Genomic DNA, 12,010 nt, shown 5'->3' on the forward strand with positions numbered 1-12,010 from the left:
CTGACGGTTATTTGTTGTCCTCTACGTTCTCGTATACATAGGTAGTTCAACTTCTATAGAAATCGCAATACATCATATTTTTTTCAGGAAATAAGAACCGTTTGGAGCCTTACGCGGTCTAATACTCAACATATCCATGAAAGGAGGAGCCATGTGACCCCTACCCAGCTCACCATCGCCGCACAAAAAGGGGATGCCGAGGCTTTTGCAGCCTTAATGGAATTACATCAGAGCCGACTGTACCGTATCGCCTATGCCTACCTGCACAATGAAGGCGATGCCCTTGAAGCTATTCAGGAATCAACGTTCAGGGCGTTCCGTCAACTCAAAAAATTAAAAGAGCCCTCCTACTTTGGCACTTGGCTCATCCGCATTCTACTCAACTACTGTGCGGACGAACGCAAACGCAAAAGTCGGTTCAGTCCCGTCACCGAGATTCATGAATCCAGCAGTTGGGATCGTCCTGCGGACCCCGATCTTGCTGCCGCCGTATCCACTCTTGACCGGGATTGCAAACAGATTATTATCCTGAGTTATTTCGAAGGTTTCTCCTTAACTGAAGTTGCCGATATTCTCGACATCCCTACCGGAACCGTAAAATCCCGATTACATCGGGCGCTCGGACAGCTCCGTGATCAACTTGAAACGAAAGGAGATGTATCCTCATGACAGATGAACAAAACTCATTCGACGCATTGGAAGAACGGCTGAATGCTCGCAAGACGGAATATGAAACCATGCCTGTACCGGATGCTGCCTATCAGGCTGTTCAGTCCGGAATCCGCCAGGCTGCCCGCAAACGCAAGTCCCGGCTGCGCTGGTACATGAGTTCCATCTCGGTAGCGGCCTTCATCCTGCTGTTTACCGGATGTATCCGTGTCTCTCCCGCTTTTGCGTCCTTCGTGGAGCAATTGCCCGGCATGGAAGGCATTGTGAGTATGATTCGCCAGGACAAAGGATTAATGATGGCCATCGATAAGTCCCTCTTACAGCAGGTCGGTGTCACCGACGAGCATGATGGTGCTTCCTTGACCGTTGAAGGCATTATTACAGACGAGTCACGTATGGTCATTTTTTACACAATGAAAGGCATGAAAGATCCGGAGAAGGGTGGATATGATATCGATTTGCTGGATGAGAACGGTAAAGATCTTCCGGTTGGATTTAGTTATTCCTCTCCTAAGCCGGCTTCAGAAAGTGGCGTTTACGAGGACAAAATCGATGTCTCATTCACAGAATCTTTACCGCCACAAGAGCTGACCGTTGTATTTAAGGAACGAGGTAAGGAACCGAATAATAAGTGGAATGTCACCTTCCCCGTGGATCACAACTTAACAAAAGGCATGAAAAAAATCATTCCCGTAAACCAAACTATGAACGTGGACGGACAGCGTATCCATGTGAAACAGGCCGTTCTGTATCCCACTCGTCTTGTACTTGATATCGAATATGATCGGAACAACACCAAAAAAATCTTCGGCATTCGTGATCTGCACTTGGTAGATGAGCAAGGCCGAGCATGGAGAACCGATTCATCTTCCATCGGAGGCTCTGGAAGTTCCGTCTTTTTCGAAAGCATGTACTTCTCCACTCCGAAAAAATTGACTTTGCAAGGGTCTGGCCTTTCAGCAGTGGATCAGGATGAACTGGTTATCAGCTTCGATCCCTCTTCAGGTGAAATACAAGGCGGTCCATCGAGTTTGAAATTGCTGCAAAGCACGGTCCAAGGCAAAAATCTGATCCTCGAGTTTTCAATTGCAGATGCTCAAAATGCTACTTCAGGGCTATCATTTACCAATATTGAGGACAGCAAAGGAAACCCTTTCGACATTAATGAAGTAAGCTGGAGCCCTTCCGTCTCTGAAGCAAGAGTTGTCATTAAAAATGGAGCCGCAGCCAAAGGAAATCTGACAATGGAAATATTCTCTTACCCTGATCAAATTCGTGCACCGTTCTCTATTGAAATTCCTGTGACTCCCTAAAGAAAATGTAACAGCCATAATTGCAAGCCAAACGACGTTGTCATGCACTATAATGATAATATTAAACAGCTACATTAAATCGATATGCTTATAGGAAAGGGTGTTTCCACAATGAATAATCGCTCTATCCGTTATCCGCAACCACTCGCGCAAGGGGACATGATCGGTGTGGCAGCCCCCTCCAGCGGTGTAGGCGAATCCCTGTACCATTATCTTGAGGAAAGCAAACGCAATATGGAGCGCCTTGGTTTTGGCGTGCTGGAAAGCCCATCGCTCCGCCACAACACCAAATGTGTGAGTGCCTCCAAAGAGGAACGCGCCGAAGAGATGAATGAGTTTTTCCGCAATCCAGATATTCAAGCCATTATCCCTCCATGGGGAGGGGAATTTCTGATGGATATCCTCCCTCTGCTGGATTGGGAAGCTTTGAAATCGTTACCGCCCAAATGGATCATGGGATACTCGGATATCAGTACCTTCCTGTTCGCATACACCTTGATCACCGGAACAGCATCTGCACATGGCACCAATTATATTGATCTAAGATCAAACGCCATTGATCCCGTGACTGCGCGCTGGATTGATGTGTTACAGACCAAAGATGGCGGACAGATCACACAATCGTCTTCCACACATTATCAATCGGCATGGAAACCGGAATCTCCTGGTTTTAACCTGGATACACCTTCGCGCTGGAAACAGCTAGACCACTCGGAAGATGCAGATACCGCTGTGGCGTTCTCCGGTCGGCTGATCGGTGGCTGTATGGATACGATCACTAGTCTGATTGGTACGCCATACGCACCCGTCCAATCGTATCTGGATCAGTACTGTGCAGACGAAGGAACGATCTGGTATCTGGAGAGCTGTGAGATGAATGCGGGGGATATCTACCGTCATCTGTGGCAGATGAGACAGGCCGGCTGGTTTGCAGGTGTGAAAGGCTTCATGTTCGGCCGACCTGCGGGTTATTCCGATACAGCCGATTTCAATTTTACTGATGCCCTATCCTCTGCACTTGGGGATCTGGATGTCCCTGTACTGTACGATGTGGATCTCGGCCATGTTCCGCCCCAGCTCACCTTTGTGAATGGAGCATTGGGCAAAGTCGCTTATGAAAATGGACGCGGGAGCCTTGAGATGGCGTTTGTGTAATCACCTTTTATAGGCAGATGCATACCTTGAAGTAAGAACTTATTTTGAGGAAGGGTTGTGCATCATGTCTGAATCCACATCCACGCCATCCACGCGTGTCGTGTATCAAGCCAATCGACCGATGCTTCAATCCGTGCAAAGTGTGCGGAATATGCTTCATCATACAGCTCGGCAGCATATAGGCAAGAAGGTACAAGTCCAGAATATCGATGGGCAAGTGTGGGAAGGTGTCATCATCAGTGCAGACCGGGGGATTTTGTATCTCCAGGTTACCCCGATGCATGGATATCCTGAACCGCGCGCCTTATTTGGACCAACAATTTTGCCGCTTGTGCTGTATGAATTGTTGGTTATCACACTGTTGATGTAGGGCATTGTACTGCTATATCCGAACCTGTTCCAAGAAGCTTCGCTCCTGAGATCTTCAAAGTCTTGGGAACGAAGCTTTTTTATGGTCTCGGCGATGGTGCGGTATGATTCCTTGCGAGCGTGTGAAATATGATACAATGGTGTCGCACCACCCCATATCTCATATGAAACGGAGCTTGATCCGGTTGGAATACATACGTCATGATTCATCACCCGTATCACAAGCCGAGACGGGTATGATTGGCAGCAACCCTACTGAACAATCCCGCGTGATTGCAATCTGTCTGCTCGCAGGCAAAATCATGCTGCAAAGCGGTGGTGAAACCTACCGTGTGGAAGATACGATGAAACGTATGGCGGCTGCGCTGGGTTTACCCCATTCACACAGTTACGTTGTTCCGACAGGCATCTTTTTCTCTGTTGATGCAACCGAACCTGCCAAGCTGATTCGTATCTCCGAGCGTACGACGGATTTGGACAAGGTGTCCGAGGTGAATGCGGTCTCCCGCCGCATCGGACAAGGTGATCTATCCGCTCAGGAAGCCCATGATCTGTTGGTACAGATCGAAGGCAAGCCCTCCTCCTATTCAACGGCTGTGCAGCTTACGGCCGCGGCGTTATCCAGTGGTTGTTTTACCATTATGTTTGGCGGAGGTTGGAGCGACTTTCTTCCGGCGCTGATCTGTGGGGGCATAGGTTATGCAGCCGTTATTGCCTTTCACCGGTTGGTGCGGGTTAAATTCTTTGCCGAGCTTACGGCATCCTTTGTTATTGGCTTACTTGCTTTTCTCCTGATCTATATGGGAGTGGGTCATGAACGGGACAAAATAATTATTGGTTCGGTTATGCCGCTGGTTCCGGGGCTGCTGATTACCAATGCTGTACGCGACCTGATGGCCGGACATCTCGTATCCGGATTATCCAAGGGAGCCGAGGCATTTCTGACTGCTTTTGCCATAGGTACCGGCATTGCAGTTGTATTTTCACTTTTTATGTAAGACGGAGGAATGCAGGATATGCTCCATTTTATTGAACAAGCCTTAACCAGTTTTGTCGCTTCAGCCGCGTTTGGGATCATCTTCAATGCACCAAGGCGCATGCTGCTCCACGGTGGATTTGTCGGCATGATTGGCTGGATTATCTATATCGTGCTTGAATATGCAGCGGATGCGGTTCCTGCTACACTTGCAGCGACCATAGCCGTAGGTGTCATCAGCCAGGTATTCTCTCGCATGTTTCGCGCACCCGTCATCATCTTTAGCGTCGCAGGCATCATCCCTCTCGTTCCTGGTGGACTGGCGTATAATGCGATGCGAAGTTTTGTGCAAAATGACTACAGTGCCGCTATGGAGATGGCCGCCAAGGCACTCATGTTATCCGGCGCCATTGCCGTAGGCCTGGTGTTATCCGAGGTATTAAACCAGATGATACGCCGAATTCCCGCCTCACTTCGGGCAAAATCATCATCGAAATGATCGTAGTTCTCAATATATTCAACACGTGGAAGGCCCGTTAGGCATACAGGATGAAATCTTGTATACTAACGGGCCTTCCTTATCGCTTTTCATAGAGCATTATAGAGCAGCAGATCAATCAATATTCTGTTTATTTCACAAACGTATTCTTCACACGTACCGACTTCAGGAAATATGGAATGAAGATACAGCACGTCAGAATGGATCGTACAATCAACTGAAAAGCCGGAGTTGCATCAAGCACATGCTGTTCTCTTGGGATTTCATTGCGCGCAATCAGAATCCACGTCACGATGCTTATGATCACATTCATCAGGTACATCACCATCATCATACGTGGAAACTGTCTCTTCCGTTTATATAAAAGAATGAGATTCACGATAACGATCATCAATAGAATGGTACTGCTTATGAAACCAAACCACAGGAGTGGACGGATCATCTCTCTGTAAATCTGAGGATCGACACCACGGCCTGCTTCCCATCTGGCAGGGTCCATGATAACATTCACCTGCGATACATCCGAGATGAGAAACACCAGCGCAAGCCAAAGACTGATCTGGATTAAAATAAGCCATCCGCCCAATCCGGAGATACCAGGCCGTTCCGGTCTGATACCGGTTTTGGGTTGCAGCGAGTTCATATCCGTATCTGTATCCGAGTTACTGTATTTATAGTTCATTTCATCCTCCTTTTACGATAGATAAGATACATATTATATATTAGAAGCTATATGCTGTGTTATCCAAAAGAAGGAAAGAACCGTCTGGACTCCGTTCTCTCTCTCTTGCATTCTATTGGGTAGCACGTCTCATCACTGTTGCGAACAACTCCGCTGCAACACCACTTCCTGACCTCATATAATGTTCTGTATCTGTATGATCAAATCCCATCCAAACCGCCGCAGTCCAGTTACTCGTATAGCCCACAAACCACAGATCCCGATTGCCCTCTCTTCCCACACCAGGTAATGCAGCCTGTGTTGTTCCCGTTTTCCCTGCTACCTTGTGCTGACCGAGTTGTGCACGGCTTCCCGTCCCCTGACTGACTACATTTTGCAGCATTCTGGTCATGGCATTCGCCGTACTGTAGGAGATTACCTGCTTATTTTCCAACTTATGAGCAAATATTGTCCGTCCTTGCGAATCTGTAATCTCGCGTATCAGATGGGCTGTATTCAACTTGCCATTATTCGCAAACACCGTGTAGGCCTGAGCCATCTTCATTGGAGACACCCCCTGATACACACCGCCCAGAGCAACCGAGAGATTCATATCCTCTTTCCCCAGTTCAATACCAAGTCTTGCCGCAAATTGATGTGCATAGTTCAGTCCTGTCTCATGAAGCAACCATACGGCTGGGGCATTGATGGACTTTTGCAGGGCTTGGGACATGGCAATTGAACCACTGTAACGCCCACCGAGATTGGAAGGTTGATAGCTGCCATATTGCATGCGTTTATCCGGTAGTATGCTCTCTGGCTTGAACTTCCCCGACTCCAACGCAGGGCCATATGCAATAATCGGTTTAAAAGAAGAGCCTGGCTGCCTTGCATCCATAATCGCCCGGTTGATGCCCCCTTTTAAGGGATTACGTCCACCCATCATCGCTTTCACTTCACCGTTGTGCTGGTCGATAATAACCATACTTGCCTGGACCAGCTCGTCTTGGTGATCATCGGGGAATCGGGTAGTATCTGCAAATGTTTCTTCCATCGCCAGTTGTGCCTGCTGGTCTAGCCCGGTTTGAATAACCCAGCCTGCCGCTTGAATCTCTACTTCACTCTTGCCTGTGAGCCGAGAAGCCTCCTGAATCACAGCATCCACCGCAGACACATACGAGGGTTCGCTCAAGCCCGGTGTAGCTGTTACGCTCAACACAGTATCAGGCGGCGTGTAATCGACGTCACGGGCTTGGAGCATCTGCTTTCGTGTAATTAGTCCCTGTTCATGCATTAGTCCAAGGATAACGGCACGTCTTTGTTTGGAAAGTTCAGGATGATCTACTGGATTGTATATGGATGGACCTTTAGGCATTCCCGCCAATGTAGCAATCTGCCATAGTTCTAACTGATGCATATCCTTAATTCCAAAATACCGCCTGGCTGCCGCTTTTACACCATACTGCTGGCGTCCCATGTAGATCTGATTCAGATACATTTCCAGAATTTCATCCTTGCTGTACTTCTTCTCCAGGGCCATCGCAATCGATATCTCATTCACCTTTCGACTCAACGTTTTATCCCCATTCAAATACAGATTTCTTGCCAGTTGCTGTGTAATGGAGCTTCCTCCCTGACTCAAATTCATATGTATAATGTCTTGCACAATGGCCCTGCCGAGTCCGATGAAATCCAGTCCATCATGGTTGTAGAAACGTCGATCTTCTGTAGCCAAAAAAGCCATCTTTAATAAATCCGGCATGGCGTTCAGATCAGCATATTCGGAATACCCTTTGGTCTGCGTATGCAACCTCGAAATTTCGGTCCCCTCTGCATTCGTAATAATGGTTGAGGAGGCCACCTGCATGGCCTCAGGACGATTGCGAAGCAATCCTTCGCCATAAGTAATCAGATAGAGATAGAAAAAGGCCAAGATCAAAACGACAACCACTGCTCCATCAAATACGTGATACATCCATCGCTTGCCCCTGTGCTTCAACATTCAGGCTCCTTGTGTACCTGTTCCATTGAAACTCCGCGTTCCTGTCCATTCCGTTGTGTAATCTCTAGAGCATGTTGAAGCAGCAATGTCTGTTCATATGCCAACTTGGCCCAATGCTGAACTTCCACCTCATTCTGACAGCGCCCTTGGATGATCTCATCCAGAGAAGATTCAATACCGTAGAGAGTAAGTTTTATCGGCAAGTCAACCTGTGTAGAAGTAGTTTGAGCGTTCTCCTTGTCTTCTTCCACATGTTGCTGAAGTCCGGGTTGCTCATGCTTAATAGAAGCTCCCTGTATCTCTCTTTTCTCCTGTTTCGGTTCTGATCTGCTCCGCCCTTCCTCATGCAGGAGAATAGCAATCCTATTCAGATTGGCAGCAATTTGTCGTAGTTCACCACCACTTAGAACATCAATTCTTCCAGGATTGTGGCCCAATGCAAGTTCGGCTGTTCCACGCGCAAGTTGACTGAGATCTTCCGCAATCTTCTGGGATCGAATCCAGAAAAAGATCGCAAACACGGCTCCACCAATGAAGATGAAGAACGGCTTTGTTCCAATATGGTTGATTCCCCAGTTCATCATACGCGTTATCCATGCTGTATCAGGAAGGACGTGGTGATGCGCAAATCGCAGCACGTGATAAACGACAAAAAGGAGCGCTGCGCTCAGTAACGCGCTTGCTCCTCCAATGTATATGTATCTTAGTCTTACAGTACTGAATCGGGACTTCATATTCGGTATCCTCCTCTATACAACAATAGGGTAATAGAGGTAGCATACCGAATATTTCTTAATGAGAAAGTAGTTAACTTCTTACCAAATTCTTAATTATTACGCCTCTGAGTAATTACTTGGCGGAGCAGCAGTTACAGGGAATCGGGTGACAAAATCCGTTCTGCCATTTTCACTGTAGACAACGATACTTCCTCGATGTAATTCAATCATCGATTTGGCAATCGCCAGGCCAAGACCCGTACCTCCCGTTTCACGGGAACGCGATTTATCCACACGATAGAATCGATCAAATAGATGTGGCAGATCTTGTGCCGGAATCGGTTCACCATAATTACTGATGCGGACTACAGCCTCTTTACCTTCAAGGGCCAGCCCAATCTCCATTAGTTTACCCTGCGAACCATACCGAATGGCATTGCTGAACAGATTCTCATATGCTCGTACAAGCTCCCCCGGAGCAGCTTGTATCCATAGTGGATCTTGCCCGCCGATGATCTTGTAGGTCATGCCAGCATCCTCCAGCATGGGAGTAAACTCTTCAGCCAGCTGCATCAGAAACGAATTCAGGTTCAACGCTTGCAGAGATAACGGAAGACTCCCGCCACTCACACGCGTATATTCGAACAAGTCATCGATTAACTTACGAAGGGTCAAGGATTTCTCATAGGCAATGCTAACGTAATAGCGCATCTCAATCTCATCCTGGTAGCGATCCTTCTCGATGTACTCCAGAAATCCCAGAATAGAAGTGAGTGGTGTTCTCAGATCATGTGATATCCCCGTAATCAGATCGTTTTTGGCAGCGACCGCACTACGCTCTTCCTGAAGCGATAACTGCAATTGTTCAGCCATCTGATTAATGCTTGCAGCAACCACTCCGAATTCATCCGAGGTCTTCACTTCGATGCGATGGGATAACTCTCCTTTGGCAACTTCCTGAATTCCCGCCGTAATTTCATCCAGAACCCGCATCACCTTACGAGAGAACAGGAAAAAAAACAGCACAAAACCAAGCACGCCCACCACAATCATCAAAGGCACCGAACCGATATTATTCACCAACCACCTGATCCCTTGGGCCGGAATGGAATAATCCGGATACGCCTGAGCTTCCAGGATGGTCTGCCCCACCTGGCTGCCCCCGTACAAAATAACTGCAGTTAATATGCCGCTCAGCAGAAATGCATAGATAAATTTCCAACGGACTGTATTAATCAACTTTGAATTCATAGTAGGAACTCCCTGAATGTGTTCATGTCACATGACATCCTGTGGATGTACATGTTTATTGCGGTTTGATCATCTTGTAACCAACACCCCATACGGTCTGAATGAACTTGGGATGTTTGCTATCGAGTTCAATCTTCTCACGAATCTTGCGAATATGTACCATGACGGTATTATTCGACTCCATGAATTCTTCCTTCCAGACCTGACGATAGATCTGTTCCATACTGAGTACTGAACCTTGGTGGCGAGCCAGTAATTCAAGAACAGCAAATTCACGCGGAGTCAGACGAACCGGCTGCTCATCAACCCAAACTTCATGTGTATCTGTATTAATGACTAGATCATCAATAACCCACTCGTGCTCTTTGTTCTCCCGACCTTCATTGAAGGTATGATACCTGCGCAGCTGGGATTTCACCCGTGCGACAAGTTCAAGCGGGTTAAATGGTTTGGTCACATAATCATCAGCACCGATGCTTAGCCCTGTGATTTTATCCATATCCATACTTTTGGCGGACAGCATGATAATCGGCATTTTCTGCTCTTCCCGAATTTTCATACAAGCTTCGATTCCGTCCATATTTGGCATCATAACATCTAGAATAATGAGATCGATCGACTCTTTTTTCAATTGTTCCAGTGCTTCAAGCCCATCATTCGCGGTGAGAATCCGATAACCCTCGTTGCCAAAATAAATTTCCATCAGTTTAATAATCTCCTGCTCATCATCCACAAGCAGAATGGTTGCTGGCTGTGCCACGGCATTATTCCTTTCCCTTCCATAATTCATGATCTGTTCAAAGTATACCACCGAGGGATGAAACTGCGAAAATCATCGTGATCTTCACGGACACGTTCGATCTTGGTCATCATCTCATGTGTCTCTTCCGGCTTCACCTGCTGAATCCACACCACAGAAGACACCAGCGCCATAGCCGTATACAGTGAATACAATCTCCAGAATAACTCATCCGGTTCATTGCCATCGAAATAGCCCTGAATCTGACCTATGGAATATGGAATACTGATCTCCGAAGCAAACAAACCCAGCTTCAAAAATTCATGGATGGGATCCCCTTGATCATAACGATTAAAATCAATCACTCCTGCGAGTTTATCCTGCTTAATGACAAGATTGCTCGGGTGAAAGTCATCATGCTGAAATCCATCTGGACGATTTTTCATCCAACCGAGATGGTCTGCAATAAACGTTAGAATAGCCTGATCCTCATTCATCACGATCGGGCACTGTTTATAGCGCTCCATGTAACGTTGATGCTTGGTGCTCTTGCGTATGTACCATGATTCGGTCTGTTCCTCCATCGGCAACTGGTGAATCAGCTGTAGCTGCGCTCCTGCTTCAAAGCCAACCGCCCACTGTTGCTGTTCACTCAGTTGAGGCAGTCTCTCGGAAGCATCTTCGCCTTCAATGTAGCTAAGAATCATATATTCGTTCTTCTCATCCAATCTACCTGTGCCCAACGTTGAAGGACACAGTACACCTAATTGTTGCATGCTCTTCAAACATTGATATTCCCTTTGCTTCATCCATTCCTCAGCAACATCATATACCCTCACCAACACATGGCCTTGGTCAGGGACAAACATTTTGAATTTAGCATCCGCTGAATAACCCTTCATAACGGGTTCAATCCGTGTAGCCTTATCAAGTTCAGGAATCTGTTTTAACCTGTCAATCAACGTATTGTCCATCGATGCATTCCATGTATTATGTCGTTCCATACCAGGATCCTCCGTTATTTCACGTATAACGTGTAGTATCGTCGGTCTACTACCACTTTATCCCATGATGTTTCCTATAACATGCTTATATGTATTCTATCTGTTTCTATTTAAAAAGTACTGATTCGGGTTCTTTGCCCGTTAGGGTCAGCATCGTATACAATTGTCCTCTGTGATGATATACATGCCCCATAATCTCAAGTAACCACTCCAGCCGACTATAGGAAGCTCCCCAGTACGAATCCGTCACATGTAATAACTCTTCCGTGTTAAACTGCCTGTACCGTTGGTATAGATACATCTGGTTATCAATTAAAGCCTGCTTGATCTCATCGAGCGAATGCACCTGGTTCTCTGCATAGAATTGAGCCATCTCTTCCTCCGTTGCACCTTCGGAAATATAAACATCCGCTCGGCAGATCACAGACAGATGGGCTAGTAATTCTCCAACAGGCCGTTTACCTTCAATTGGAGTCAAAGCCAAATCTTCTTCCGACAACTGATCACATATATCAATCAACGATGTTACAGCCACGTCAATATGTTTGAACGCAGATTGAATCAACAGATACACTTCCTTTTTATCCCATTATACAGAACATATGATCGGTTATCAACCAAGATATCCCTCCCTAATATATACCCCAAATCTATAT

The 12,010-nt window shown here is 46.8% G+C and carries 13 protein-coding genes; 6 read left to right on the forward strand and 7 right to left on the reverse strand.

Features of this window, described 5'->3' with window-relative positions; all coding sequences use genetic code 11:
• Positions 1-153 precede the first annotated feature (153 nt).
• The 6 genes from MHI14_RS23560 (at position 154) to MHI14_RS23585 (ending at position 4,981) form a co-directional block, all read left to right on the forward strand.
• On the forward strand, positions 154-669 hold the full coding sequence (locus tag MHI14_RS23560; protein ID WP_339308931.1) for a sigma-70 family RNA polymerase sigma factor: 516 nt from the start codon (positions 154-156) through the stop codon (positions 667-669).
• Complete coding sequence (locus MHI14_RS23565; protein WP_339308930.1) at positions 666-1,982, forward strand: DUF4179 domain-containing protein; 1,317 nt, start codon at positions 666-668, stop codon at positions 1,980-1,982. The genes MHI14_RS23560 and MHI14_RS23565 overlap by 4 nt, the downstream gene beginning before the upstream one ends.
• 111 nt (positions 1,983-2,093) lie before the next feature.
• On the forward strand, positions 2,094-3,137 hold the full coding sequence (locus MHI14_RS23570) for a S66 family peptidase (RefSeq protein WP_341131355.1): 1,044 nt from the start codon (positions 2,094-2,096) through the stop codon (positions 3,135-3,137).
• A 64-nt stretch (positions 3,138-3,201) separates the two neighbouring features.
• Positions 3,202-3,507 (forward strand): hypothetical protein, encoded by a 306-nt coding sequence (locus MHI14_RS23575; protein ID WP_091033448.1) that lies wholly within the window; start codon positions 3,202-3,204, stop codon positions 3,505-3,507.
• A 235-nt stretch (positions 3,508-3,742) separates the two neighbouring features.
• Positions 3,743-4,504 (forward strand): threonine/serine exporter family protein, encoded by a 762-nt coding sequence (locus MHI14_RS23580; RefSeq protein ID WP_091035078.1) that lies wholly within the window; start codon positions 3,743-3,745, stop codon positions 4,502-4,504.
• A gap of 18 nt (positions 4,505-4,522) precedes the next feature.
• Positions 4,523-4,981 carry a threonine/serine exporter family protein gene (locus MHI14_RS23585; RefSeq protein WP_036610676.1) on the forward strand — a complete coding sequence of 153 codons (459 nt, stop codon included), beginning with the start codon at positions 4,523-4,525 and terminating at the stop codon, positions 4,979-4,981.
• 130 nt (positions 4,982-5,111) lie between these two features.
• Here the strand turns inward: MHI14_RS23585 and MHI14_RS23590 are convergent, their stop codons facing one another.
• From MHI14_RS23590 to MHI14_RS23620, 7 genes are all read right to left on the reverse strand, one after another.
• Entirely contained in the window at positions 5,112-5,663 is a 552-nt protein-coding gene (locus MHI14_RS23590) for a DUF2569 domain-containing protein (RefSeq protein ID WP_091033454.1), read from the reverse strand.
• 112 nt (positions 5,664-5,775) lie between these two features.
• Positions 5,776-7,617, reverse strand: coding sequence for a transglycosylase domain-containing protein (locus tag MHI14_RS23595; RefSeq protein WP_341131356.1), 1,842 nt, complete (start codon positions 7,615-7,617; stop codon positions 5,776-5,778).
• 20 nt (positions 7,618-7,637) lie between these two features.
• Positions 7,638-8,378 (reverse strand): HAMP domain-containing protein, encoded by a 741-nt coding sequence (locus MHI14_RS23600; RefSeq protein ID WP_341131357.1) that lies wholly within the window; start codon positions 8,376-8,378, stop codon positions 7,638-7,640.
• A gap of 99 nt (positions 8,379-8,477) precedes the next feature.
• On the reverse strand, positions 8,478-9,611 hold the full coding sequence (locus MHI14_RS23605; protein WP_341131358.1) for a sensor histidine kinase: 1,134 nt from the start codon (positions 9,609-9,611) through the stop codon (positions 8,478-8,480).
• A 55-nt stretch (positions 9,612-9,666) separates the two neighbouring features.
• On the reverse strand, positions 9,667-10,401 hold the full coding sequence (locus MHI14_RS23610; protein ID WP_341131748.1) for a response regulator transcription factor: 735 nt from the start codon (positions 10,399-10,401) through the stop codon (positions 9,667-9,669).
• Positions 10,398-11,354 carry an aminoglycoside phosphotransferase family protein gene (locus tag MHI14_RS23615; protein WP_341131359.1) on the reverse strand — a complete coding sequence of 319 codons (957 nt, stop codon included), beginning with the start codon at positions 11,352-11,354 and terminating at the stop codon, positions 10,398-10,400. The genes MHI14_RS23610 and MHI14_RS23615 overlap by 4 nt, the downstream gene beginning before the upstream one ends.
• Positions 11,355-11,460: 106 nt before the next feature.
• Positions 11,461-11,919 carry a DinB family protein gene (locus MHI14_RS23620; RefSeq protein ID WP_091033466.1) on the reverse strand — a complete coding sequence of 153 codons (459 nt, stop codon included), beginning with the start codon at positions 11,917-11,919 and terminating at the stop codon, positions 11,461-11,463.
• Positions 11,920-12,010 lie beyond the last annotated feature (91 nt).

The sequence above is a fragment of the Paenibacillus sp. FSL K6-2393 genome (assembly GCF_038002545.1).
Classification (GTDB): domain Bacteria; phylum Bacillota; class Bacilli; order Paenibacillales; family Paenibacillaceae; genus Paenibacillus.